This window comes from Alcaligenes sp. RM2 (assembly GCF_052931795.1).
In genome coordinates, this window is the sequence record NZ_JBRFIO010000002.1 from 429,088 (window position 1) to 455,206 (window position 26,119).

General features: G+C 56.2%; 20 protein-coding genes. 14 read left to right on the forward strand and 6 right to left on the reverse strand.

Going from position 1 to position 26,119, the window contains the following annotated elements:
* Window positions 1-55: 55 nt before the first annotated feature.
* The 9 genes from ACU6HM_RS08760 (at window position 56) to ACU6HM_RS08800 (ending at window position 12,714) form a co-directional block, all read left to right on the forward strand.
* The gene (locus ACU6HM_RS08760) at window positions 56-655 is read left to right on the forward strand and encodes a 50S ribosomal protein L25/general stress protein Ctc (protein WP_009461084.1); all 600 of its coding nucleotides are present in this window, start codon (window positions 56-58) and stop codon (window positions 653-655) included.
* A gap of 128 nt (window positions 656-783) precedes the next feature.
* Window positions 784-1,380, forward strand: a complete 597-nt coding sequence (gene pth / locus ACU6HM_RS08765; protein ID WP_009461083.1) for an aminoacyl-tRNA hydrolase — start codon at window positions 784-786, stop codon at window positions 1,378-1,380.
* 3 nt (window positions 1,381-1,383) lie between these two features.
* Window positions 1,384-2,205, forward strand: coding sequence for a CPBP family glutamic-type intramembrane protease (locus tag ACU6HM_RS08770; RefSeq protein WP_009461082.1), 822 nt, complete (start codon window positions 1,384-1,386; stop codon window positions 2,203-2,205).
* Between the two features lie 131 nt (window positions 2,206-2,336).
* Window positions 2,337-3,428 (forward strand): redox-regulated ATPase YchF, encoded by a 1,092-nt coding sequence (ychF, locus tag ACU6HM_RS08775; RefSeq protein WP_026485056.1) that lies wholly within the window; start codon window positions 2,337-2,339, stop codon window positions 3,426-3,428.
* 319 nt (window positions 3,429-3,747) lie between these two features.
* Window positions 3,748-6,546, forward strand: a complete 2,799-nt coding sequence (locus ACU6HM_RS08780) for a type I restriction endonuclease subunit R (protein ID WP_446763679.1) — start codon at window positions 3,748-3,750, stop codon at window positions 6,544-6,546.
* A gap of 15 nt (window positions 6,547-6,561) precedes the next feature.
* Window positions 6,562-8,265, forward strand: coding sequence for a type I restriction-modification system subunit M (locus ACU6HM_RS08785; protein WP_446763680.1), 1,704 nt, complete (start codon window positions 6,562-6,564; stop codon window positions 8,263-8,265).
* A gap of 5 nt (window positions 8,266-8,270) precedes the next feature.
* Window positions 8,271-9,869, forward strand: coding sequence for a restriction endonuclease subunit S (locus ACU6HM_RS08790; RefSeq protein ID WP_446763681.1), 1,599 nt, complete (start codon window positions 8,271-8,273; stop codon window positions 9,867-9,869).
* Entirely contained in the window at window positions 9,866-11,650 is a 1,785-nt protein-coding gene (locus tag ACU6HM_RS08795; RefSeq protein WP_446763682.1) for a restriction system-associated AAA family ATPase, read from the forward strand. Before ACU6HM_RS08790 ends, ACU6HM_RS08795 begins: the two co-directional genes overlap by 4 nt.
* The gene (locus tag ACU6HM_RS08800) at window positions 11,650-12,714 is read left to right on the forward strand and encodes an HNH endonuclease (RefSeq protein WP_446763683.1); all 1,065 of its coding nucleotides are present in this window, start codon (window positions 11,650-11,652) and stop codon (window positions 12,712-12,714) included. The genes ACU6HM_RS08795 and ACU6HM_RS08800 overlap by 1 nt, the downstream gene beginning before the upstream one ends.
* A 55-nt stretch (window positions 12,715-12,769) precedes the next feature.
* Here the strand turns inward: ACU6HM_RS08800 and ACU6HM_RS08805 are convergent, their stop codons facing one another.
* The 4 genes from ACU6HM_RS08805 to ACU6HM_RS08820 form a co-directional block, all read right to left on the reverse strand.
* Window positions 12,770-13,633: an integrase domain-containing protein gene (locus tag ACU6HM_RS08805; protein WP_446763684.1), complete on the reverse strand. Its 864-nt coding sequence runs from the start codon at window positions 13,631-13,633 to the stop codon at window positions 12,770-12,772.
* Between the two features lie 677 nt (window positions 13,634-14,310).
* A complete protein-coding gene (locus ACU6HM_RS08810; protein WP_446763685.1) occupies window positions 14,311-14,577 on the reverse strand; it encodes a hypothetical protein in 267 nt (88 codons plus the stop codon).
* A gap of 25 nt (window positions 14,578-14,602) precedes the next feature.
* Entirely contained in the window at window positions 14,603-15,481 is an 879-nt protein-coding gene (locus ACU6HM_RS08815) for an STY4528 family pathogenicity island replication protein (protein ID WP_446763686.1), read from the reverse strand.
* Window positions 15,482-15,676: 195 nt separating this feature from the next.
* Window positions 15,677-16,474, reverse strand: coding sequence for a helix-turn-helix domain-containing protein (locus ACU6HM_RS08820; protein ID WP_446763687.1), 798 nt, complete (start codon window positions 16,472-16,474; stop codon window positions 15,677-15,679).
* A 96-nt stretch (window positions 16,475-16,570) separates the two neighbouring features.
* On the opposite strand from ACU6HM_RS08820, the gene ACU6HM_RS08825 reads away from it, so the two are divergent.
* The 4 genes from ACU6HM_RS08825 to ACU6HM_RS08840 all read left to right on the forward strand — a co-directional run bounded on the left by ACU6HM_RS08825 (window position 16,571) and on the right by ACU6HM_RS08840 (window position 21,172).
* A complete protein-coding gene (locus tag ACU6HM_RS08825; protein ID WP_446763688.1) occupies window positions 16,571-17,341 on the forward strand; it encodes a crotonase/enoyl-CoA hydratase family protein in 771 nt (256 codons plus the stop codon).
* Window positions 17,342-17,444: 103 nt separating this feature from the next.
* Window positions 17,445-19,352 carry an asparagine synthase (glutamine-hydrolyzing) gene (gene asnB / locus ACU6HM_RS08830; protein ID WP_446763689.1) on the forward strand — a complete coding sequence of 636 codons (1,908 nt, stop codon included), beginning with the start codon at window positions 17,445-17,447 and terminating at the stop codon, window positions 19,350-19,352.
* Window positions 19,353-19,403: 51 nt separating this feature from the next.
* Window positions 19,404-20,288: an EamA family transporter gene (locus tag ACU6HM_RS08835; protein ID WP_247965960.1), complete on the forward strand. Its 885-nt coding sequence runs from the start codon at window positions 19,404-19,406 to the stop codon at window positions 20,286-20,288.
* Window positions 20,289-20,395: 107 nt separating this feature from the next.
* Complete coding sequence (locus ACU6HM_RS08840) at window positions 20,396-21,172, forward strand: aminoglycoside adenylyltransferase domain-containing protein (protein ID WP_446763690.1); 777 nt, start codon at window positions 20,396-20,398, stop codon at window positions 21,170-21,172.
* Window positions 21,173-21,260: 88 nt separating this feature from the next.
* Here ACU6HM_RS08840 and ACU6HM_RS08845 read toward each other — a convergent pair whose 3' ends face one another.
* Window positions 21,261-22,874 carry an ABC-F family ATP-binding cassette domain-containing protein gene (locus tag ACU6HM_RS08845; protein ID WP_009462345.1) on the reverse strand — a complete coding sequence of 538 codons (1,614 nt, stop codon included), beginning with the start codon at window positions 22,872-22,874 and terminating at the stop codon, window positions 21,261-21,263.
* Window positions 22,875-23,365: 491 nt separating this feature from the next.
* Here ACU6HM_RS08845 and ACU6HM_RS08850 point away from each other — a divergent pair, with 491 nt between their 5' ends.
* Window positions 23,366-24,007, forward strand: a complete 642-nt coding sequence (locus tag ACU6HM_RS08850; protein WP_009462348.1) for a DsbA family protein — start codon at window positions 23,366-23,368, stop codon at window positions 24,005-24,007.
* Between the two features lie 85 nt (window positions 24,008-24,092).
* Here ACU6HM_RS08850 and ACU6HM_RS08855 read toward each other — a convergent pair whose 3' ends face one another.
* Window positions 24,093-25,892 (reverse strand): autotransporter domain-containing esterase, encoded by a 1,800-nt coding sequence (locus ACU6HM_RS08855; RefSeq protein ID WP_009462350.1) that lies wholly within the window; start codon window positions 25,890-25,892, stop codon window positions 24,093-24,095.
* Window positions 25,893-26,119: the final 227 nt, after the last annotated feature.

The window sequence follows — 26,119 nt, forward strand, 5'->3', positions numbered from 1 at the left end:
AGTTCGCTACCACTTTCCGCAGTACGTATTCAGCGTTCTGCAATTGGAGTTCTACATGAAATTCACCGCTACTTCGCGTGATGTACAGGGTACGGGTGCGAGCCGCCGCCTGCGTCGCGCTGGCCAGGTTCCAGCTATCGTTTACGGTGGCGACGAACAACCCGTCGTGATCGCTCTGGATCACAACGAGACCTACCACAACCTGCGCAAAGAAGCCTTCCACGCTTCCATCCTGACGATGGAACTGGACGGTAAAGCTGAAAAAGTGCTGTTGCGCTCGGTTCAGTGGCACCCCTACAAGCAGCAAGTTCTGCACGTTGATTTCCAGCGCGTTCTGGCTTCGCAAGCCATCACCACCAAAGTTCCTCTGAACTTTGAAGGTGGCGATGTGTCCCCAGCCGTCAAGCTGAGCAGCCAAGTTATCAGCCACATCCTGACTGAGCTGGAAATCACCTGCTTGCCAGCTAACCTGCCAGCGTCCATCACTGTGGACCTGAGCGGCATGACTGCCAACGCCAACGTGCACCTGGACAGCATCAAGCTGCCACGTGGTGTTACTTACGCTGGTAACGAAGCCAACCCTCTGCTGGCTGCTGCCTTGCCAGTTGGCGGTGGTGCTGCTGCTTCGGAAGCAACAGAAGAAAGCGCCGAGTAATCAAGATTGCCAGCCGGCTTCGGTCGGCTTGCAGCTTGGCGAATCAACCCCTGTCAGCGTATGCTGGCGGGGGTTTGTTATTTGTGCCTGCGCCTTTGCCGGAGCAGGCGCTTTCTGCGAAAACATTCATGTCTGAGCCTATCCGTTTGATTGTTGGCCTGGGTAATCCTGGCCCTGAGTACGAAACCACCCGTCACAATGCGGGCTTTTGGTTGGCAGACCAGTTGGCTGATGATCTGCATGCAACGTTCAACCTGGAAAAATCCTTTTTCTCCTGGGTGGCCAAAGCGCGTTTTGAAGGTGAAAACGTCATCATCGCCAAACCCATTACCTTCATGAACAAGTCCGGGCAAGCCGCCGGTGCCTTGATGCGTTTCTACAAGCTCAAACCCGAACAGGTGCTGGTCCTGCATGACGAACTGGATTTGCTGCCCGGTCAGGTGAAGATGAAAAAAGGCGGTGGGCACGCCGGGCATAACGGCCTGCGCGACATCCAGTCCGCCTTTGGGACACCGGATTTCTGGCGCTTGCGCCTGGGCATTGGTCACCCTCGCACCTTGGGCCTGGCCCAGCAAGTGGTGAACTTTGTACTGCATACCCCTCGCAATGAAGAGCTGCGCGAGATCGAGGACGGTATGAACCGTTGCCGCGTCATGATGCCTGCTTTGCTGCGTGGCGACTTTGAGCAGGCGACCCGCCAGCTTTACGCGCCCCAGAAGGCTTGACGCATGAAGCCAGCGCCAAGCAGCCAGATGCGTTTCCGGGACGAGCTTAAAGATTTCTTCTATTTTCTGCGTCACCCTCGTAGCGCCCGGCGTTTGCCTGGCAGAGTCCAGGGTGACGGCTGGTATCTGGATTGGTTTGCTCCCTTGCCCTGGAAGCGTCTGCTGCAATGGGCGGGCATGCTTTGGCTGATCAATGCGCTGGTGCTGGGGCCGATCGCAGTATCGGTAGCAGGTGTGGGCGGTGCGCAGCATCGCCTGGACCCGACGCGTATTCCTTGGGTGCAAGCCATTATCTGGGCACCTATTGTGGAAGAGCTGGTCTTTCGTTTCGTGCTGAGACGGCCGTCACAATGGCTGACGGTTGTTCCGCTGGCGGTGTTCCTGATGTTTCAGGGACCAGGCTGGTGGTTGATACAAGGCTTGCTGGTCTTTTGTCTGGCAATCTGGATCAGCCGTTATACCGGCATGCCACGCCAAGCCTTGCCCGCAGGCAGCAGCTGGTGGCGCAAACTGGTGGGCGCCTTGCAGGGAAGGGCATGGCGCTTTTCATCCATGCGACGCTATTGGCGTTTCTTTCCCTGGGTGTTTTATGGTGCAACGCTGGCTTTTGGAGCGCTGCATTTGTATAACTTCCAGCTCAACAGTATGAGCTGGTATTTGCTGCCCATGCTGGTGCTGCCCCAATGTTTGACAGGGTTGGTACTGGCCTGGCTGCGAGTGCGTCGAGGCATTGGTGCATCGATCGTGCTGCATGCCATCTTCAATGGTGGCCCGGTCTTGCTGATTATTGGCTTGCTCAAGCTGTTTGACGGCATTCCAGTCTAGACAAGCCCGCGTCTCAAGGCGCTATCCTGTGTCCCCGGCACGACTGTTCTGATCTGTCTGCAGGCTCTGTAGCGCCCAAGGGCGCTACAATAGCGCATCGTTTATATAACTCTTTGATTTTCAGGATACTCATGGCACTGCAATGCGGCATCGTTGGCTTGCCCAACGTTGGTAAATCCACTCTGTTCAACGCTCTGACCAAAGCCGGCATTGCGGCTGAAAACTACCCCTTCTGCACCATCGAACCGAACGTCGGTGTGGTCGAAGTTCCTGACCAGCGTTTGCAAGATCTGGCCAAGATCGTGAACCCCGAGCGCATTTTGCCTGCCGTGGTGGAATTTGTAGACATCGCTGGTCTGGTCGCCGGTGCTTCCAAGGGCGAAGGCCTGGGTAACCAGTTCCTGGCCAATATCCGTGAAACCGACGCCACCGTGCACGTGGTGCGCTGCTTTGCCGATGACAACGTCATTCACGTTGCCGGTAAGGTTGACCCCTTGGCTGACATTGAAATCATCAACACCGAGCTGGCGCTGGCCGACCTGGGCGTGGTTGAAAAAGCCGTGCACCGTAACCAGAAACTGGCTCGCTCGGGCGATAAAGACGCTGCCAAGTTGGTAGCCCTGCTGGAGCGTATAGAGAAAGCACTGGGCGAAGGCAAGTCCGTGCGTTCGTTGAAACTGGACGCTGAAGAGCTGCACCAGATCAAATCCTACGGTTTCATCACCGCCAAGCCCACCATGTACGTGGCCAACGTGAAAGAAGACGGCTTCACCAACAACCCACACCTGGAAGCTGTGCAGAACTACGCTGCTGCCGATGGTGCTCCTGTTGTGGCTGTCTGTGCTGCTGTAGAAGCCGAAATCGCTGAGCTGGATGATGCAGACAAGCTCGAATTCCTGTCTGATCTGGGCATGGAAGAGCCAGGCCTGAACCGCGTTATCCGCGCTGCCTACAGCCTGCTGGGCCTGCAAACTTACTTCACTGCAGGTGTTAAAGAAGTCCGCGCCTGGACCATCCGCGTGGGCGATACCGCCCCCCAAGCTGCAGGCGTGATCCACACCGACTTTGAGCGCGGCTTCATCCGTGCACAGACTATCGCTTTTGATGACTTTGTGGCCTGCAAGGGCGAACAAGGTGCCAAGGAAGCCGGCAAGATGCGCGCTGAAGGCAAGGAATACGTTGTGAAAGATGGTGACGTGCTGAACTTCTTGTTCAACGTCTAAGGATTTTTTAGGGCTCAGGAGTCTTCAGTAGTGCTGGCAAATTGAGTGAGTCCTTTGAGATCAAGGGCTTGCTGAATAGACCTGCATGGTGAGCGCTGCTGTTGTTCATAGTGGTGTGAATAACGCCGGAGGTTGTGTGGCTGACTGAGGACGTGAGGAAAAGTAGTTTCGCGTTGATCAAGGGGGGGAAGGTGAAGACTGGACAAGGTAATTACAACCTCGACGTTTATGATCACTACACTTTTGTTAATGTGCTCGCGCTCCAGATCGAAGGAGTGGTCGTAGCTAGTCTACTTCTTCATTGTCAAGGAGGTTAGGCATGTCTAAATCCGAGGCACAGACACGAGCCGACTTGATTGACCAGCAACTCGCGTTATCAGGCTGGAACGTCAAAGACCCCACCCAGGTCGTCGAGGAATTCGACATCCTCACCGCCTTGCCATTGGGCGTGGCCGAGCCGCGCACGCCCTACGAGGGCCACCAGTTCAGCGACTACGTCCTGCTCGGCAAAGACCGCAAACCCCTGGCAGTGATCGAGGCCAAGAAGACCAGCCGCGATGCTGCCATTGGCCGCGAGCAGGCCAAGCAATATTGCTACAACATCCAGACCCAGCTGGGTGGTGAGCTGCCATTCTGTTTCTACACCAACGGCCACGAGCTCTATTTCTGGGATCTGGAGAACGCGCCGCCGCGCAAGGTGGTTGGCTTTCCCACCCGCGACGATCTCGAACGCTTCGCCTACATCCGTCGCAATCGCAAGTCGCTGACGCAGGAATTCATCAACACTTCGATTGCCGGACGTGATTACCAGATCCGCGCGATACGCTCGGTGCTCGAAGGCATCGAAAAGAAGAAGCGCGATTTCCTGCTGGTGATGGCCACCGGCACCGGCAAGACCCGCACCTGCATCGCCATGGTCGATGCCTTGATGCGGGCTGGCCATGCAGAAAAAGTGCTGTTCCTCGTGGACCGTATCGCGTTGCGTGAACAGGCACTGGCCGCCTTCAAGGAGCACATGCCCAACGAGCCGCGCTGGCCCAATGTGGGTGAAAAGCTGATCGCGACGGATCGCCGTGTGTATGTCGCCACCTACCCGACGATGCTCAACATCATCCGGGACGAGGCACAGCACTTGTCGCCGCACTTCTTCGATTTCATCGTCGTCGATGAAAGCCATCGCTCCATATACAACACCTTTGGCGAAGTGCTGGGCTACTTCAAGACCATCACGCTGGGCCTGACGGCCACGCCGACCGACATCATTGACCACAACACCTTCCAGCTTTTTCATTGCGAAGATGGCATTCCCACGTTTGCCTACACCTATGAAGAAGCCGTGAACAACGTGCCGCCCTACCTCTGCAACTTCCAGGTCATGAAAATTCAGACCAAGTTTCAGATGGAGGGCATCAGCAAGCGCACTATTTCGCTGGAAGACCAGAAGAAGCTGATCTTCCAGGGCAAGGAAGTTGAAGACATCAACTTCGAAGGCACTCAGCTTGAAAAGCAGGTGGTCAACAAGGGCACCAACACCCTGATCGTCCGTGAGTTCATGGAAGAAGCCATCAAGGACGCCAATGGTGTGCTGCCTGGCAAGACCATCTTCTTTTGCGCCACCAAGGCCCACGCCCGGCGCATGGAAGAAATCTTCGACAAGCTCTACCCGCAACACCACGGTGAGCTGGCCAAGGTGCTGGTGTCAGACGACCCACGCGTCTACGGCAAAGGTGGCCTGCTCGATCAGTTCACCAACAACGACATGCCTCGCATTGCCATCAGCGTGGACATGCTCGATACCGGCATCGACGTGCGTGAAATTGTCAACCTGGTGTTCGCCAAGCCGGTCTACTCCTACACCAAGTTCTGGCAGATGGTCGGGCGCGGCACACGCCTGCTGGAAACCAGCAAGCCCAAGCCCTGGTGTCTTGAGAAGGATGTGTTCCTGATCCTCGACTGCTGGGATAACTTCGAATACTTCAAGCTCAACCCCAAGGGCAAGGAACTGAAACCGCAGTTGCCGCTCCCGGTGCGGTTGGTGGGCCTGCGCCTCGACAAGATTGAAAAAGCCAATGACAGCGGCCATGCCGACATCGCCACGCGTGAAGTCGCCAAGCTCCGCCTGCAGATTGCCGCGTTACCCAAAGAGTCGGTGGTGATCAAGGAAGCCGCAGCCGCGCTGGCGCGGCTGGACGATGACAATTTCTGGATCAGCCTCAGCCACGAGCGCCTTGAGTTCCTGCGCGCAGAAATCAAGCCGCTGTTCCGCACCGTGTCCGAGGCCGATTTTAAGGCCATGCGCTTCGAGCGCGATCTGCTGGAATATTCACTGGCCGTTTTGAGCGAGGAGAAGGAACAAGCCGACACCCTCAAGGAAGGCATCGTCGAGCAGATCGGCGAATTGCCACTCTCGGTCGGCTTCGTCAAGCAGGAAGAGGACCTGATCCGCGCAGCGCAAACCAGCCACTACTGGGCCAAGGCGGATGAAGACGCCTTCGACGAACTGGTCGCCAAGCTCGGCCCGCTCATGAAATTCCGCGAGCAATCCAGCAGCCAGGAGCAGACCCACCTCGATCTGGCCGATGAACTGCACAAGAAGGAATGGGTGGAGTTCGGCCCACAGCACGAGGCGGTCAGTATCACCCGCTACCGCGAAATGGTGGAAAACCTGATCGCCGAACTCACCGCGCACAACCCGGTGCTGCAGAAGGTCAAGAACGGCGAGGCAGTGAGCAGTGAAGAGGCCAAAGAGCTGGCCGAACTGCTACACGAAGAACACCCGCACATCACCGAAGACCTGCTGCGTCAGGTCTACAAGAACCGCAAGGCGCGCTTCATCCAGTTCATCCGTCACATTCTGGGTATTGAGGTGCTCAGGAGCTTCCCTGACGAAGTCAGCGCCGCCTTTGACCAATTCATCCGCGCCCACACTACGCTCAGCAGCCGGCAGATGGAATTTCTCAATCTGCTGAAGGGCTTCATCATCCAGCGCGAAAAGGTGGAGAAGAAAGACCTGATCAACGCCCCTTTCACGGTCATCCATCCGCAAGGCATCCGTGGCGTGTTCAGTCCACTTGAAATTAACGAAATCCTGCAGCTGACCGAACGGTTGGCAGCCTAAATAGCAGAGCACACCATGCTTCAAAACAATCCCGAACTCAAAAGCAAGATTGACCAGCTCTGGAACAAATTCTGGAGTGGTGGCATCAGCAACCCGCTTACCGCTATCGAGCAGATTACCTACCTGCTGTTCATGAAACGGCTGGACGAACTGGATCAAAAGAGACAGGCAAATGCCGAGTGGATCGGCGAGAAATACACCTCCAAGTTTGAGGGTATCTGGGTGCCGCCCGAGTATCGGACAAAGCTGAGTGGTCGTGAAAGCGCACTGGAGTTGATCGACATTCGTGCGCAAGACGAGCGCAAGTACGGCATCGACAAACGCACGCTGCGCTGGAGCGAGTTCAAGCGCATGCAGGCTGAAGAGATGCTGCAACACGTTCAGGGCAAGGTGTTTCCCTTCCTGAAAGACCTGAACGGTGCCGAATCCAACTTCACCCACCACATGAAAAACGCCGTGTTCATCATCCCCAAGCCAGCGCTACTGGTGGAGGCGGTGAAGACCATTGACGAAATTTTCGAAGTGATGGAAAGGGATTCACAGGAAAACGGCCAAGCCTTCCAGGACATCCAAGGCGATGTCTACGAATTCCTGCTTTCCGAAATCGCCACTGCAGGCAAGAACGGCCAGTTCCGCACCCCACGCCACATCATCAAGCTGATGGCCGAGCTGGTACAGCCACAGCTAGGTCACAAGATCGCCGACCCGGCCTGCGGCACCGGTGGCTTCCTGCTGGGTGCCTACCAGTACATCGTCACCCAGTTGGCCATCAAGGCAGGCGCCAAGAGCCTTGAGCCCGATGAAGACGGTTTTGTTCGCACCTCGGTTGCTGCCGCACTGACCGAAAAGGCCCAGACCATCCTGCAGGAAAGCCTGTACGGCTACGACATCGACGCCACCATGGTGCGCCTGGGTCTGATGAATTTGATGATGCACGGCATCGACGAGCCGAACATCGACTATCAGGACACCCTGAGCAAGAGCTACAACGAAGAAGCCGAATACGACATCGTGCTGGCCAACCCACCTTTTACCGGCAGCATCGACAAGGGCGATATCAACGAAAACCTGCAGCTCTCTACCACCAAGACCGAACTGCTATTTGTCGAGAACATCTATCGTCTGCTCAAGAAGGGCGGCACTGCCTGCGTGATCGTACCGCAGGGCGTGCTGTTCGGCTCCAGCGGGGCATTCAGGACGCTGCGTCAACTGCTGGTGGAACGCTGCGACCTCAAGGCCGTCATCACCCTACCCAGCGGGGTGTTCAAACCCTATGCCGGTGTCAGCACCGCCATTTTGCTGTTCACGAAGGTCTGGGGACCGAAGGACAAGGTGGCCAAACCCGCCACCGAGCATGTCTGGTTCTACGAAATGGTCGCCGATGGCTACTCGCTGGATGACAAGCGCACCAAGCAGGAAGGCTACGGCGACCTACAAGACATCATTGCCAAATACCACGCCCGCGACGCTACCACCGACACCAACCGTACCGCCAAGTGCTTTATGGTGCCGCGAGCCGATATTGAGTCCGAGAACTACGATCTCTCCCTGTCGCGATACAAGGAAGACGTGTTCGAAGAAGTTCGGTACGACGCGCCAGGCGTGATTCTGGATCGGCTGATTCAGGCGGAAGTAGGTGATGTGGATGAAGCGGAACTGGCCAAGGTGCAGAGCGGAATCGTCCGTGAACTATTGGAGCTGAAGGGGATGGTGGAATGATCCCAATGAAACCAACTCCATTGAGCCAACTGGCGATTGTGTCAGCAGGGCAAGCAGCGCCAAAGAGTGACGAATTTTCCGACTACGGAACACCATTTGTCCGAGCAGGTAGCCTGGATAGACTGCTGTCAGGTGAACCCGAGTCTGGCCTTGAACTTGTCAGCGAAGAAACAGCCAAGCGACGGAAGCTGAAAACCTATCCGAAGGGCACCATCCTCTTTGCTAAAAGTGGCATGTCTGCCACCAAAGATCGTGTTTACATCCTTCAAAATCCAGCCCACGTTGTCAGCCATCTGGCGACATTGATCCCCAAAGATGGTGCCCATGTCGATTACCTACGACTGGCTTTGAAGCGCTTCCCGCCGTCGTCACTGATTAAAGACCCGGCATATCCAGCCATCGGTCTTGGTGAAATTGAGAACTTCGAAATCCCTGTCCCCGAAGAATTCGACAACCAAATCCGCATCGCCCATCTGCTCGGCAAAGTCGAAGGGCTGATCACCCAGCGCAAACAACACCTGCAACACCTCGATGACCTGCTAAAGAGCGTGTTTTTGGAGATGTTTGGCGATCCGGTGCGGAATGAGAAAGGGTGGGATAAAGCGACGTTCGGCCATTTTGTCAAAGAGGGGGCAATTCTGGGAATCCAGGACGGAAATCATGGAAACGATCACCCCAAGGTTTCCGACTTTTCCGACACAGGCTTGCCATTTGTTACGGCAAATGTTGTTAGGAATGGCCGGATACTCTTTAATAAATGCTATTACTTGCCACCCATTTGGCTAAAAAAGCTCCGCATTGGTTTTGCTCGAGCAGGGGATGTGCTTTTGTCGCACAAAGGAACACTGGGATTGACGGCCATCCTGAGTAACAAATTTGATACTTACATTTTTAGCCCGCAGACCACCTACTACAGAGTCAACCCTGAAAAAATCCTCCCCACTTATCTGAAGGCATACTTTGATTCAGACTACTTTCAATGGCTGCTTCGGAAAGAAGGTGGCAATCAGGCAACAAGGGCTTACTTGGGCATCACAAAGCAAAAGGAACTTCCCCTAATGTTGCCACCGATAACTCGGCAACAGGAGTTTTCTTTGATTGCAAGCCGAATTTCGGCTGCCCGGGACACATACGAGCAAAACATCACCGATTTTGAATCTCTGTACATCGCCCTGAATGAGAAGGTATTCAAGGGCATGTTAGATTTCTCGCGTGTACCCATGCCGAGCATAAAAGCAGAGGAAGAAATCTTGGCAGCAGAACCATTGCAAGCACCCGCCGAACAAGACTTGGCCATCAACTTGCCTGACACCGGCAAATTGCTTGATGTACTTGAGAATGTTGAGGAGCGACAGATATTGATGTCGCAGTGGCTGGAGGTCTATCGTGCCCAACTGGGCAGCACGCCGTTTTCAGTGCAGCACTTCATGGCGGCGGCACAAGCCCGGCTGACGGAATTGCACCCGAACAATGACTTCGCGCTGGGTGCCAACGACTACGAACACATTAAGTCTTGGGTGTTCGAGGCGCTGACCGTTGGCCAGCTTGCGCAGGCGTTTGACGACGCGGGCAACTGCATCGAACTTAAGGCCGTGCAGGCATGAAACTGCTGCGTCTCAAGATCACTGACCCGGCAGGCTTTCGTAGCCTGCCCTGTGGTTTTGAGCACTACTTCCGCACTGAATGGAGCTTGCAGGATGAACTGGCGCAAGCAGACCACTTTGCCCCCTTCGTCTGTGCCGGGCCGAATGGCAGCGGCAAGTCCAACTTGCTTGAAGCTCTGGCGGCGATCTTCTATCAGCTGGAAGTGCTGCGCGTGCGCCGCAGCTTTCTACCTGAAGCTTTGCAAGACGAGGCGCTGGATTTTTCACCTGTTGCCTTTGAGCTGGATTACCTGATCCGTGTGCCCTCCGAGTACCGTAGCCCCGGTAGCCCGGAGTGGGCGAAAGTGGGCGTGTGGAAGAATGCTGGCGAATCAGTGCGCTTTCTTTGGGAAAATCAGAGCGACTTCAGTACCGATGTGTACGAGGCGTTCAAGGGTGGCCATGCCGATATCCTGCTGCCGCAGTACGTGCTGGGCTACTCTTCAGGCGAGAACGAAATCCTCAGCCTGCCCTTCTTTAAAATGCGCTTCGTGCAATTTGACGAGTACTGGGATGCACTGGTCAAACAGGATTCTTATTCCGGCTTTCCCGATGCTCGGCTGGCTTATCTGGATAGCGGGTTCAGCCAGGCCATCCTGCTGTGCAACCTATTGTTTCAGGATGAGATGACACTTCAACCCTTCCGGGAAGATGTCGGTATTGAGGAGCTCAAGGAGTTTCGCATCATTCTGCGGCGGAGTATTCCTCTTACACGGCAACAAGCCGAGGCTTTTACCTCCGGCGACTACGCCCTGCCCGGGTACACGCAGGATGGCTACTTTGCAGACAACGCCTCCATCAACCTTGACCCGGAGACAGGGGATTACCGCCTCAAGTTGCTGCATGGGCTGGAGGGCGACGAGCGGACCTCCATCATCGAAAAGCTCAAGCGTTGCGCCACGCTGTATTTCCATGATGAGGCCACCGATACGTTGATTTTGGACTATTGGGTCAATGAACGGACGAGAGACGCCTTCCGCGACAATTTCGATGGTTCCGCGTTATCCCTGTTCCAGGCGCTGCAAGTCCTGCTGACGCTGAATCTGTATTCAGTCAGCGATGCGCTCAAGGCGGATCTATACACCTCGACCAGCCACTACGTCAGCGAGACAGTGCCGATCCTGGCTTCCGACCAGCGCATCATGCGCTTCAAGTTTGTACGCTTCACCAAACAAGGTGTGGTTCAACCGATGATGCTCAAGGAGTTGTCGGACGGTGAGCATCAATTGCTGCACAGCCTCGGTTTGTGCCTGCTGTTTCGTGAGACCAACAGCCTATTCTTGCTCGACGAGCCCGAGACGCACTTCAACCCGGACTGGCGCGCCAACTTCATCAGTCGCCTGCGCCAATGTCTGCCGGGCAAGGGTGAATACGCGCAGGAAATGCTGATTACTACTCACACGCCTTTTCTGATCTCCGACAGCAAGCCAGAGAAAGTGTTGGTGTTCGCCAAGGACAAAACCAGCGGCACGGTCAGTATTGAGCCTCCCGGCTTTAATACGTTTGGTGCTTCGATAAACAAGATCACAATGAGTAAGGTGTTTGGGAAGCGCGAAACCATTGGCGGCCACGCGCAGGATCTATTGGAGGCGTTACGGACGCGCTTTGAGCAGGGCGGCGAGGATAACGAAGCGTTGATAGCGGAGATTAACCAGCAGCTCGGCGACTCAGTGGAGAAAGTGCTGCTGATCAAGGCTATCCTCGACAGCGATCAGCCAGACAATGGGGAGCAGCAGGGCTGATGTTATTCTCGTATACCTATGTGCCACACCAGATGGAGAAGATGCAGGTGTTCATTGACTTCATTTTTCATGAGGTCTGGTGCAAAGCACCGATTGGCTTGGTCTTCCATCCGAACCTTTTTGACGGCAACCCGGAACTCAAGGAGGTCATGGGCGAGTTCGGTTTTTCCGCGCAAGCGGCAGAGCGCGGAAAGGCGTTTTACAAAGATGTGAAGGCAATCTACGATCTTTTCGCATCACTCTCACCACGAGAGATTGACCAGTTCAAGCTGTGGTATCAGGGCAATAACGATCTGGAAAAAGTCTGCGCCAATGATCCGGCAACGCACCTCGCCCGTTACGCCGACATCGCCGTCAATCACAAAGACCTTGCAGCTCAACTCGGTATCTTCTTCAAGGGACTGTATTCGCAATCGCTTCTGGGTCTCACTGCACTGCGCGCCAAGATCGGTGATATCGACGATCACTATCAGGCCTTCGTGTCCACCAACAAAACAGGGAAGTGTCCGTTCTGCGGCATAGGCGATATCAAGGGTGAGAATCACAGCAAACGCGAAGCCTACGACCACTATCTGCCGAAAGCGCTATATCCATTCAATTCCATCAACTTTCGCAATCTCGCACCCGCCTGCCACGAGTGCAATAGCACCTATAAGCTGAGCAAAGACCCCGCACACAATGCAGTTGGACGGCGCAAGGCCTTCTATCCGTATGCCGCTGTCAGCCATATCGTTGAATTGCAGGTTGCTTTGCTGCATGCAGACCTCGATAAATTGGGGCCTGCCGACATCACAATTCAACTCGGCCCTGCGGCATTGGCTGAAGAACTCGACACATGGAAGGACGCATACGGGATTGAAGAACGCTACAAAGCCAAGTTCTGCGCGGAGAACGACGGCAAATACTGGTTGACGCAGGTGCTGGACGAGTGGAAAGAGGACGGTAGAAACCCCTCCGACTTCATGGCCACGCTAGCGCGACAGGTGCAGAATAACCCGTACGGTGGTTGCAACTTCCTCAAAAAGCCGTTTCTCGATGCTTGCCAGCAGATTGGTGCTTTTTGATGGATTTTAGGCAGCCGACAATTCGGCTGCGGATCTTTGGAGGCTCGGGCTTGAATCAGCTTCCCAGATAGATCGCTGTCACCTTCATCCTCTCATGCCCAAGTTCACGACTGATCTGCTGTCGGACTTGTTGGTCAGCCAAGCGCTGCGACAGCCCGAATTGAGCCTTGTCAGGTCCGCCTGCTGCCGGTGGCCTCCATCCCGTCAATGTTTCATATCGCATCTGCGCATATCGATGCCGCAGTCCGTGCATGTTGCTCAACCCGGCCGCTTTGCACTGGCCGTCGTAGACGTGCCGCTGCTGGATGTAGGTCTTGTTTGCCGGGATCAGTGATCCTGTGCCCGCTAGGCGGTGTGCTGCGTGGAGCGCGTCGCGTTGCTCTGTCGTGGTGATGGGCACCGTTCGCTCCCGACCGCCTTTGGTCCACGATCCCTTGAGGGCGATGTGGTCGCCCCGATCTGCGTAACTGGGCTGGAACTTGATCGCTTCCTCCCGACGCAATCCGAAGGCGGCCTGTAGCTGAAGGCTCATGCGTACGTGCGCGTCGGTGACCTGTTCAAGACCTGTGCCCAGTTTTTGGGCCTTGCTGATGTTGGTCACATAGCGGCGCTCGGCCACGCCGAGTTGCGTGTTGTCCGCCGGCAGGACGCCAGCCTTGCCGATCTTCTCGGCCCACCAGCGCAGGTGAGAGAGCCGATTCTTGATGGTGCCGGACGACAAGCCTTCTCCCTGCCAGCGATCCAGCAGCGCCTGGACGTGCTTGCCCTTGAACGACGGGGCTTTCATCTGCCGGAAACCGGCCTCCCGCAGTTGCCGCGCGGCCAGCGACAGCGAACGCATCCGGTCGGCCTGTGTGTTGTGGCTGCCGTCACGGTTGCGCTGGCAAAGCTGCCGCAGGGTGTAGGTCAAGTCGTCCATCGTCCGGCCTCCAAGCAAAGCGCCGTACTGCGTTGTCCTGAAATTCAGTGGTTAGTGTTGGTGCCAGCTCGTCAAGGCGAGATCCCGTGAGGGCAAGGGCATGGTGTTCAGGAGACACACCAGAGCCTCGAATGAGGCGTCCGTCTTGCTCCCTGTTGGAAGCCCGGACGGAGGTACTGCAAGACGAAAGTGATGTGAACGTGGACGAGCCCTCCTATGAAGTGAGTGGGATGAGAAATGCAGCGGTAACCCTGTGCGTTGCACACAAGTAATTGCCGCAAGGGACAGTGCGCCAGGTGGCGCGGTAGGGATGAGTTCAAACAGACGAAGAAGGCTCCGCCCTGGGTAGGGCCGGTATGCGGTCGGAGCCTGGGCATACCTGGGGCGGTTCCACCCTGTCGGGCTAGCGCTTGCAGGAACCTGCGCTGTTGGGGTTTCCGATGTACGAAGCCCATCGGTCTTGGCAACTGCCCGGTCAGTGTAGGGCGGCCATCATCATGTCTGCCGCACGCAATAGGATTCGGCATTTGCCCGCATTGTTGCTGGCGTGGGCGGGGTCGTCACTGCGGCGTGCAGTGACGACCCGTTTCGCGGCAGCATTTGCTACGCAGGATGCGGCTGCCATCCCCTGGCCTGCATTGCCTGTGCCGCGATGTCCCCAGCGTTCGTCGGGGCACTCAGCATCTTGCGGATGCTGGCGATGTGTGCCAGGGCGGTTTCACGCGATGCCGGTGGCGCAGTCGGTTCTGGGCGGTGTTCGGTGCGTGGCACACCAGCAGGCCGATTTTTGACAGGCCGTGAGGCGGCAGCCGCCGCAAGGCGGCCTGCACGTCCTTTTGCTGATCTGCCTGGGCATTGCTCAGGCAAGGCGGCAAGCTCACCGACTGCGATGCCGTATTGCCGTCGCCTTCGCGCGCGCGGTACGTACGTTCTTTTTTATACATATACGTCTTATACGTACTGCCCTGCTCAGCCGTCACGTGGCGAGCGTGTCCGGTCTGTTGCGGAACAAGCGTGGTGCCAGCGGAATCGCCAGACATTGGCAGTGGGGCGGCTGCCTCGCTCGCCTGCGGCGGCGGAGTAGGGGGGCAAATCATCGTCGTCGTGGCGCTGATCGTGGGTCGCAATGGAGGCGGCTTCAGGTGCCTGCGCCAGCGTTGCCTGAATGTGGACGGCCACCCGATCCACCTGGTTGTTTTCGTGGCCGATGGAGGCTTGCAAAAGCGCGGGCAGACTAGCATCGAGTGCGCAGGCCTGCTGGAAGTGCAGGGCGCTTTCGTGAACTTGATACAGCTCGCTGAGCACATGGCCGGTCAGAGGATCGCTTTGCTGGCCCACCAGACTGATCCACCCCGTCAGCCGAAGCACGACGAGGACACGCCGGGCCGTCTCGTACCCGGCCCGCTGCCCCAGCGGGGTAGAGGTGAGATAGCGGCGCAACTGCCCCAGGTTCGCCAGCGGGCTGATGCCTTCCGCAGAGCGCAGCATGCGCAGAACCTGCCAGCCGTTGCGCTCCAACGGCGTGAGGCGGGCATCGAGCATGAGAGAGGCCGGCGTAGTGAACAGGGCATCTTGCCCCAGCGAGTTGTGGCGGGTGTGCTGGTCTGCCATGAGAGTTCTCCAAGGTCTGGGCCACAGCGGCCCGTTCCCCTGCATCTCATCGCGTACCGCTCCAGGCGTCAGCCAACAATGTGGTCTGCGCCATAACCGTTTTATCCGGCAGGCGCAGCGCTGGCACCCGCATCCAGACTGATCTATCATCCCGATACCCCTATGGGGGTACAACTGGGGGTACTTCCAACGATTCCCGCAAAGGCCGCAGCCCGATTTCTCCGCGAAACCAAGCATTCACAGGCCTTTGCCGACCGATCAACGTTTAAACGTGTGATCAACGTCTAATACCCTAGAGCGTCTTTTGACGTGCAGAGTAAATAGCAGGCCTTTGGATATTCCAAAGGCCTGTTTTTTTATGACGCGTGACGTTGCTCTTAAAGTTTATAAAAAAAGCCAGAAAATTAAGCTAATGAAAAGCAAGCGTTAGACTTAATAAACCGGCACTTCCCTGCTCGTCGCCAGATACTGGCTAGGCGGTTGCCCCAAAGCGCGACGAAAAATAGTAGAAAATGCGCTGGGGCTGCTAAAACCCAGATCCGAGGCCACTCGGGTGACCGGCTCCCCATTTCCCAAACGAGTAATCGACACCAGCAGACACATTTGCTGTCGCCAGGCCAGGTACGTCATGCCCATATGCTCCTTGAAGCGGCGGGTGAAGGTGCGGCGGCTTAGCATGGCCCAGGCGGCCATCTCATCAGTAGAGATATTCTGGGTGGGATTATCCAGAAAGCGCTGACAGGCGGCCCCGAGTCTGCTGTTAGAGGGTAGGGGGGCACTCAGGCCCAGCCTGGGCATCAGCCGGATTTCTTCTACCAGTAGACCAATGACGTGATGAGTACGTTCGCAATCCGGCCGTTCGGCAGGTAGTTCCATGGCTGCGCTAAAGAGATGCCGCAACAAGGGCGAGACGCCGAACACCTGGCAGTCGTCAGGCAGTTGCGCCTGTTCGATTGCCTGTCGTGTCAGATAAGTATTCACCATCGTGACATCGCCACGCATATGCATTTCATGCGCCACGCCCGGCGGCACCCACAGTGCCCTTTTGCTGGGCACGACCCAGTTTCCCTTTTCCGTGAACATCGACAAAACCCCCGATGCGGCATAAGCAAGCTGTCCGCACTGGTGCACGTGCTTGGGAAAGATCGACCCTGATGTGAAGGCACGCAGGCTGACTTCCACATCCCAGTTCGAGTTTTCCAGAGGGTAGTCATTCAAAGAAATGCTCATGGCCCAATTTTGCCAAAAACTGACCCGCTTTTAAAGGTGGGAATCCAGCAGTCCCCATAAGATCAGCAAACATTAATTACTTGGGGATAAGAGGGAATGGACGATTTTGAGTATTTAACGGTGCAGCAGGAAGGCGCGGTGCTGCTGGTGGGCTTGAACCGGCCAGAAAAGCGCAATGCCATGTCCTTGGCGGTGATGAATGAATTGCGTCGGGTTTTTTCCACGATAGGCAGCGACATTGGGGCCGCTGTTCTCTACAGCACCAGCAAGCATTTTTGTGCGGGCCTGGATCTGGGTGAAGTGCGCAATCAGTCGGTGATTGATTGTGTGCATTTCTTCCGTGAGTGGCACGAGACCTTCGAGCTGATTCAGTACGGCAAGGTCCCTGTCGTGGCGGCCATGTCGGGCGCGGCAATTGGTGGCGGTCTGGAAATTGCCACGGCATGCCATATCCGCGTGGTCGACGAGACTGCCTTTTTCTCTTTGCCTGAAGGCATGCGTGGTCTTTACGTGGGGGTAGGTGGTTCTGTGCGCTTGCCTCGTCTGGCGGGCTTGAGCCTGATGACGGACATGATGCTGACAGGCCGTAGTGTCTATGCCGAGGAGAGCATCACCAAAGGTATTGCCCAGTATCTGACGCCCGAAGGCGAGGCCCTGGCCAAAGCCAAGGAGCTGGCCAGGACGATTGCCTCCAATCTGCCCATGACCAATTACGCCATTACCCATGTTCTGCCGCGCATCACGGATCAAAGCCAGCAAGACGGTTTGCTAACTGAGGCCTTGATTGCCGCCGTGGTTCAGTCTGATCCGGAAACCAGTGCCAGGCTGGCAGATTTTCTGGATAAGAAAAAGAACAAGGTGAGCTAAGCCCGGCATTAGCAAGAAGCAGAAGTTTCTCAATTAAATCGCCAATCAAGCGATGGCGCTGTGACTTGGCATCAAAAATAAATGAGCAGTAAGGGAGAGCTGTATGTGTGGTTATGTCGGTGTGTTCTCTGCAGTCCCTACGGACTTGCCCCGAAGTATGTTTGATCAGGCTTTGCGCGAAATTCACCATCGCGGGCCTGATAGTTCCAGCACCTGGTTTGACCCCATGGGGCAAGTGGGTTTTGGTTATGTGCGACTGGGTTTGGTGGGCCTGGGAAATGGCACCCAGCCTATTGTCGCGGACGAGGGTGATCTGGTTCTGATGGTGAATGGCGAGTTTTATGACTACAAGCGCATTCGCAAAGAACTGGAAGACAGTGGTTGCCGCTTTAAAACATCGTCAGACAGTGAAATTGCGCTGCATTTGTACCGGCGACATGGTGTGCGTGCTCTTAAAGAGCTGCGCGGCGAGTTCTCGATTCTATTGTATGACCGTGCGCGTCGCCAACTGATTGCGATCCGGGACCGGATCGGGGTCAAGCCCCTGTACTATGCCGAGCATAATGGCCGGTGGTACTTCGGCTCCGAAATCAAAGCCTTGCTGGCAGCTGGTGTGCCGGCTCAGTGGGATGAGGATTCGTACGCGAATCGCTATTTCATTTTGCGCGATCGTACCGTGTTCCAGAAGATCCGCAGCGTGCGACCAGGCTCTTGGCTGATCGTGGATCAAAGCGGCGTTCAGACCGAGAGCTATTGGGATTGGAGCTTTCCGGATTCAGGCCAGATTCAGGAAGTGCGTTCTGAACAAGAGCAGATTGAGGGGCTGCGCGCAGTGGTCGAGGAGTCGGTCAAACTGCGTCTGCATGCGGATGTACCAATTGGGGTTTGCCTGAGTGGCGGCCTGGACTCTTCAGCCATGCTGGGCATGTGCACGCAACTGCAAGGTCAGAAATTGCAAGCATTTCACCTGTCTTTTGAGGGTGAAGAAGGCTACGACGAGCGTCATTTTGCCGAGATCGCTGCCCGGCACAATCAAGCACACATGAATGTGCTTAGCGTCAGCTCTAACGACCTTGCAGACAATTACGAACATGCCCTCTGGCACGCTGAAGTGCCCTTCACCAATGCTCATAGCGTAGGCAAGTATCTATTGTGCAAATTTATACAGAGCAATGGGATGCGAGCCGTTATTACCGGCGAAGGGGCAGACGAGGTGTTTGCCGGTTATCCCTATAGCCGCCGTGACATGCTGCTGTACGACAACCAGGGCCAGGACCAGACCGTAGTGTCCGAGTTGTTGCAGCAGATGGGGGCAGGTTCTGGTCGCTATCTGGACAGTCAGGAAGTAGGGACGGCCTGGGTGAATCGCGAGTTGGGGCACAAAGTCTCCTGGCTGGATGGGCAGGCCGGAATTTTTGATCCTTTGGCCAGCCTGTACAGCACGGGCTTTATGGACAGAAATGCGTATCGCGATCCCTATGGCCAGTTCTATAACCGCCTCAAGCCGCATTCCTTTGCGTCCTGGTCGCCTGTGAATCGGGCCCTGTATATGGTGGCCAAATCCAGTTTGCCCAATCTGGTGCTGACGTCGCTGGGTGACCGCATGGAGATGGCAGGCAGTCTGGAGGGACGTCCTCCGCTGCTGGATCACCGTGTCGTGGAGTATGCGTGCAACCTGTCCATTCCCATGAAAGTACGCGGCAAAACGGAGAAGTACGCCTTGCGTGAAGCAATGCGGCCTTACCTGCCTGCTGAAATCTACGAGCGCAAAAAACAGTACTTCCGTGCGCCGCCAGCCAGCCTGGCACCTCAGTCGCGGCTGCATCAGTTTGTCAGTGACACCCTTCATAGCGATCTCTTGAATCGGGTGCCCTTTTTCGATGCCGGTCGAGTCAGAAATTTCCTGAAGAAAATCCCCACGCTCTCTAGTGAGCAGCGCTTGTCTGCTGATCACTTGTTGATGGAAATCGCGGGGCTTTGCCTGATGCAGAAGCGGTTTTCAATCAACTAGTGGAGCAGGCCGGGGGAATTGACCCCCCGGCCTTGTCTGGAGCTGTCGGACATGCAAAAAAAACACCTGATTCTTGCCATTTTGGTCACTCTGGTTTGGGGAGTGAATTTCCCGATCACCAAGCTGGGCTTGCTTTCCATGGAGCCTTTTCTGCTTACGGGGATACGTTTTACTCTGGCGGCCTTGCCGCTGGTGTTCTTCATTCCCAGACCCAATATCCCGTTTCGCTATGTGGTGATTTATGGCTTTATTTTTGGCCTGGGCATGTGGGGGATTATCAACTATGGCATTCAGGTGGGTGTCCATCCGGGCGTGGCCTCGCTGCTGATTCAGCTTAGTGCCTTCTTTACGATGGGCTGGGGCGCTTTGCTGTTCAAGGAACGCTTGCGAGCGACGCAACTGCTGGGAGCCTTGATCGCGTTTGTGGGCCTGGTGGGCATTATCTTGTCTCAGGGTGGTGGGGATGCCACCTTCGGGTTGGTGCTGGTTGTGTTGAGTGCCGTGTCCTGGAGTATCGGGAATGTGATCATCAAACTGTCCGGTGTGAAGGAGATTTTCTCGTTCATGGTGTGGGCCAGCCTGTTTCCACCTATTCCACTTTTTCTGGTTTCTTACTGGCTGCACGGGGCCGAACCCTTCACGACTCTGCCAGAGGCGATCAACCTGATGTCGGTCATGTCGATTCTGTTTCAGGTTTATCTGGCTACGCACTTTTCTTACTGGGGCTGGAATTCCTTGCTCAAGCTGTATCCGGTGTCCACGGTAGCCCCCTTGTCCTTGCTGATTCCGGTGTTTGGTTTGGGCAGTTCCATGCTGATATTGGGCGAGCAAGTAAGTTTTGTGGAGGCCTTGTCGATCTGCGCGATTATTGCGGGTCTGGCCTTTGGGCTTTATAAAGGGCCGGTGCGTCCGGTTTCGTATCCAGCGACGCGCTAAGAGTTTGACGGGCAGTCGGGGTTTGTGAGGGTGCATGGCAGGAAGGGGCCACCAACCTTGATGGCTGTCTTATGTCGCTAATCCTGTTTTTGAAGAGACTTTGTTGAATGCTGGATTCAGAAAATCCAAACAGCCAGTTGCGCGCTACCTTGGAACTCGTACAAAAAATCTTGACCCCTAATGTGCAAGCTCTTTATCTGCACGGTTCCGCTGTGGCCGGAGGGCTCCGGCCACAAAGCGATCTGGATGTATTGGCGGTCGTTGATGCTCCCCTGTCAGATGAACAGCGTCAGGATCTGATTGCGGCTTTATTGTCTGTTTCAGCCCCTCATCCGGCCACGCCTGGTGGTCCGCGTTGTATCGAGCTGGTGGTGTGTCGTCTGGCAGATATTCAACGCAATGTTCATCCGGCCCAGGTGGAGTTCATTTACGGTGAATGGCTGCGGGATGCCTTCAAGGAGGGCTACTTGTCCGACGCCGCTGCTGACCCGGAATACACCTTGCTCTTGGCCCAGGCCCGCCAGCAGGCGCAGTTGTTGTGGGGTAGGGATGTGCTGGCCGATATGCCTGCCACGCCGATCGAGCATATACGCCAAGCAATGCGGGAGGGTGTAGATCCCTTGTATGAAGGGCTGCGTGGAGACGAGCGCAATGTTCTGCTGACCTTGGCGCGCATGTGGCGAACAGGTGTTCATGGGGATTTTGTGACTAAGGAGCAGGCTGCTGAGTGGGCTATCCCTAAACTACCTGCGGAGCTAGCCAAGACTTTGGAGTATGCGCGTCTGGCCTATGTGGGTGCGGTGGTTGATCGCTGGGACACAAGGGGCAAGGAAGCAGAGCGTTTGGCGCAGGCACTACTTGGGAACATTAAGCAGGTTTTGTAAGAGTGCGCCCTGAATTTGGCCCTCGGTCCCACCGCTATAAGTGGTTGTCGTTCAGATAGCGGGAAAGCGCCACTTATGTTTTGCGCCGCTACCAAGGTAGCAATCTCCAGCCTTCTTCACTAAATTCCAGCCGTTCCGTCAGCCCAAGATTGTTCATGAAGGCATCGTCGTGCGAGACCACCATCAGCGTGCCCTGGTAGCTGCTCAACATGGTTTCCAGGGCCAAGGTTGAAGGCAGATCCAAATGGTTGCTGGGTTCATCCAGAAGCAGCAGTTGTGGTGGAGGATCTGCGTACAGCACGCAGGCCAGGGCGGCTTTCAGGCGTTCGCCACCGCTCAGGGCAGCGCTGGGGCCGGTGACTTTTTGGGCGTCCAGTCCCAGCTGTGCGAGACGCATGCGTAAATCGCCCTCGCTGCTTTTGCGGTTGACTGCCTGTATTTGTTCCAGCACGGTTTGCTGCGGGTCCAGATCGGCCAAGCCCTGATCCAGGTAAACATGTTGTGGCACTATTTTGCAGTGGCCAGCAAGGGGCTCCAATTGGCCTGTAATGACCTTGAGCAGCGTGGATTTGCCGCAGCCGTTCGGACCTATGACTCCTACTCGTTGCTGGCCGCTTAACAGCAGTGTGACCAGGGCTTGGTTGGCCGGGACATAGGGGAGCTTCACCTCATCCAGTTCCACAACGCGCTGGCGGGTCAGCGGCATCAAGGGCAGGGCGTGCAGATTGATAGCGGTGTCCTGCTCGATCAACTCGGCAGCCTCCTGTACGCGTTGTGCCAACTGCTTTTGAGCCGTCACGTGTTGCTGGCGCAGCTTGCCGGTGGTGGCTTCACTGCGACCTTTTTGCCTGTCCAGCAGGATTTTGGCCTGATTGGCCTGCTTGCCCTGTTGATTGCCGCGTGCCTGTCTACGCTCCTGACGTTGACGCTGCTCTTGCATGGTGCTTTCTGCGCGCTGACGCTCCAGCTTGCGGTGCTCCAGCTGGTCCATGGCGCTTTGCTGCTCCAAGGCTTTCTGCTCGGCGTAGTGGCTGTAATTGCCGCCATAGCTACGCAGCCCCAGGGAAGACAGCTCCACAGTGCGCTCCATCGTGTCCAGTAGTTGGCGATCATGGCTGATGACCAGCAGGCCGTGGGGCCAGTGTCGTAGCTGCTCAATCAGCGCAAGCCGGTTGTCGCGATCCAGGTGGTTGCTGGGTTCATCCAGAATCAGGAAATCGGCCTGAGACAGCAAGGCATTGATCAGCGACACCCGCATGGCCTGGCCGCCGCTTAATGTTTCGGCAGGCGTCTCGGCAGTCAGATGACCCAGGCCATTGCGCTCCAGCGCTTCCTGCAATTGCTGTCGAATATCCCAACGGTCTTCGATCAGATTGAAGTCTTCTACGGCGCTACTGCCGGATTCAATCCGGGCAAGGGCGTCCAGTGCCGGTCCTACGCCCGCCAGATCGGCGACGCGCAAGCCGCTGACAGAAGCCACTTGCTGCGCCAGATAATGCACTTTTCCCGAGCGTAGGCAACGGCCGCTGCTAGGCTGAATTTCTCCGGCCAGGATTCGAGCCAGAATGGTTTTGCCTGCACCGTTGCGTCCGACAAGGCCAGTGCGCCGCGAGTCGAAGGTTTCGTTCAGTTGGGAAAACAGGGTCTTGCCTTGCGGCAAGGTATAGGACACGCCTTCCAGCGTCAGATAAGGATTCGTCACGCGTCATGCTTCCATTAATGCCAGGAACTCCCCCTGAGTCGTAGTGGGGGCGGGTGGAGACTGGCCGTCTAGGGGACGGCGGCATTAGTGGCGCATTGGACGAATACCTCACGGGAAATGAATCGAAGCCACACTATAAAAGCATTTTGCCGGGAAGGTAAAGCCGGTCGGGCTTTCAAGGGAGCCATGAAGGTCGTGTGATTCCAACACAGGAGCGGGTTTGGGCTCAGAAGCCTGGGCTTGTCTCACAGTTTTGGGATCTTGTTTTACAAGCTTCAGCGCGGTGAGGCCTGTGCTGCTGCAGGCCGCTTGAAATATCGAGCCGCGAGAGGCTGCCACCCGTCAGGAAATGAAGTTTATTGCCTGACGTTTATTCAATAAAGTGGAGTCCTCGTCTTTTTATCCTCTGCGTCATTTCATGTCTGGGGGCTAGGATCAGGAGTGCCGTTTCTCTCCCATTCCGGGAAGCTACACCATTTTTAGGGAATGTCATGAACACATTCAATTTACCCGCTCGTTCGATTGTGTATGTGCAGGATGTGTATTGCGGTTGGTGCTGGGGTTTTGCCGAACGCATGGTCGAGTTCGAGGCGGCTAACAAGCATCGCATTCCTTTTACCGCTGTCTCGGGTGGCTTGTTCGTGGGTGACCGGGCTGCTCCCATGTCCCGCTACCCTTATATTTCCGAATCCAACGAGCGCATCGCGCAAATGACGGGGGCGACGTTTGGGGCTGCTTATAAGGCCTTGGCAGAGGAGGGCTCGACTGTTATGGATTCACTGGAAGCGGCCACGGCCTTGGCGGTGCTGCGAGCGCAAGATCCGGAGCAGGCCATTCATTGGGTGCACGAGTTGCAGCAGGCTTTCTACTTGAACGGACGCAGCTTGTCTGATCCGGAGGTCTGCCAGGGGATTGCTGCTGTCAATGGCCTGGACGTAGATGCTGTGCGACGCCATTTGACTGACGGTTCAGGCCGGGAACAAGCCTTGGCTGATTTTGCCCTGGCTCGGGCTTTGGGCGCGCAATCCTATCCGACCTTGCTGTTTGTGGATGGTCGAAAAGTGACAAAGCTACCGGCGGTTGGTACCACTTTGGAAACGCTGAATCAGACCCTGGATTCCTTATTGGGCTGACTAGCAGTTCGGTACATAAAGCAGATTGAAATTGCGGCATCCGGGCCAGGCCAGGATGCCGCAATAGTTTTGAAGACTTGCCAACTTAGAAGCGGTAAGCCGTATTCAGATACAAGGCTGTTTGAGCGCTGGTGCCTTTACCCACTTGGGTGCTGACACCGGCTCCCAGCGTCCAGTTATTGCTGAGCTGACCCGTCGCACCCAATTCCAACAGGCCTGTGTCACGCACGCGCTCCTGATCCGTAGGCAGATAAAAGTGGCGGTGGTTGTAGACGCCGTCCTGCAAGCGCGCGCCCAGCAGCTCTGCCGGTTTCTTGAATTCATGCAGCCACTGTGCGGAGGCATGAACGGACCACTGATTGCTGACAGCAACATTGATCTGGTAACCGAGGCTGCTTTGTACCGAGGTCTGGTCCTGAGCATCAAAACCCATGGAGGTAGACAAACCTCGGCCATCTTCCGACAGAGCCTTGATCTTGGATTTCTGCATGCTCAGGCTTAACAGCGGGCCATGGGTGACGGCACCGGCCTGCCAGTCGTAACCCGTGCTGATCTTGCCGCCGTATTGGCTGCCGCCTGCTTTGGCCTGGTGTTCGCGTGTGGTGGCACCCAGACGGATATGACGGCGGGTTTTATTGTCCAGATCGCTGTAGAAAAGCTGGGCGTTCACCCATAGATTCTCGGTCTGCCAGCGGCCGTACAGACCAGCGGACTGACGCTTCTGGCTATAAGTGCCTTTTTCGTCCGTATCGCCATCCAGATTGTCGTAAGACAGGTAGGCACCTATCGTCCAATCAGCCAGACGCTTATCCAAACCCAGCTTCCAGGCTGCCTGCGCGCCATCCAGACGTGAGTTCGCACTGCTGCCATTACGCGTGATGGCCTCGCCCTGGAACCAGACTGCCAGATCCCTGTCTTGTGACGAACTGACGGTTTGAAGACGACGGTCAATGTGCTGCATTTGCATCTGCCCGGCGGTATTGGCTGCGGAGGCCAGCATGGCGACCTGACTGGGGGCGCTGACGACAGCGTGGGCATAGTCGGCAATAACAGCATGGCCGCCTGACGTGGGGTGGACACCATCAGCAAACAGATAGTTTTGGTCCGCACCAGGAGCCACCAGATCGGCAGGCGTACACAGGCGAGAGGACACACTGCCGCAAGCTGCTGTATTGACGTTGCTGAAGCCGTAGGCCTGCGGGTCGGCAGCCACTTCGTGCAATAGCGCCGAGACGTTCAAGGGGATGATATTGGCAGCACTGGAACTGAGCTGCTGGGTAAACGCCTGGTTGTAGCTGTCACTGAGCAAGGTGGCGATACCCGCGCTGATAGGGGAGCCGGCGAACTCTGGAGTCATGCCCAGATCAGGAATGTTGGGGACCAGAATGTAGCGAGCGCCCGCTTGCGATAGCGTGTTGATCAAGGCGGCTTGATTGCCGACGGAATCAGCCACGATTTGGGACATATTGAACGGATCTTTTACGGCGGCAAACAAGTCATTTGCGCCACCCCAGACGGTGTACAGGGCCTGTCCGTCCAGGCGTCCATTGTGCATGGCCAGCAGTTGAGCGGTCTGCGTGGTCATGGCGGGCAAAGGGGGATTAGTGGGGCTGGGAGGCTTGCTGGGATCCAGCAGCTCATCGATAGCCACGCGGGCTCCGCCGACGGCATAGTTGTTACCACCTTGGCTGCTAGGGGCCGCGTCGGTTCCCAGTTTCTGAGCCAGTACCTGGGACCAGACCTGGCCTGGATTGGTGGTAAGGCGCGAGCCGAACTGCCCACTGTCAGTCAGGCTGTCGCCGATAAAGTAGGTGTTGGAGAAGCCTTGTGCCTGTGTCCCGGCATGCAAGGCCATCAAGGCCAGGGCAAGACATGTTTTTTTCATTGTTCAGCCATTAAAAAAGAGTCTCCGAGCGGCATGTTCTGAACAGCGCTTTGCTTGTTATATCGTGATGTTCAAGATGAACGCGCGACCCGGATGGAACAGAGGGATGAAAAGATCATCGGATCAGGACCATCATAGTGGGGAGGCGTTTATTCCTGACACAGACAGGCACAGGTTTTTGAGGGGGGGATAAACGTAGGCAGGTAGCAAAAAAAAACGCCATGCAT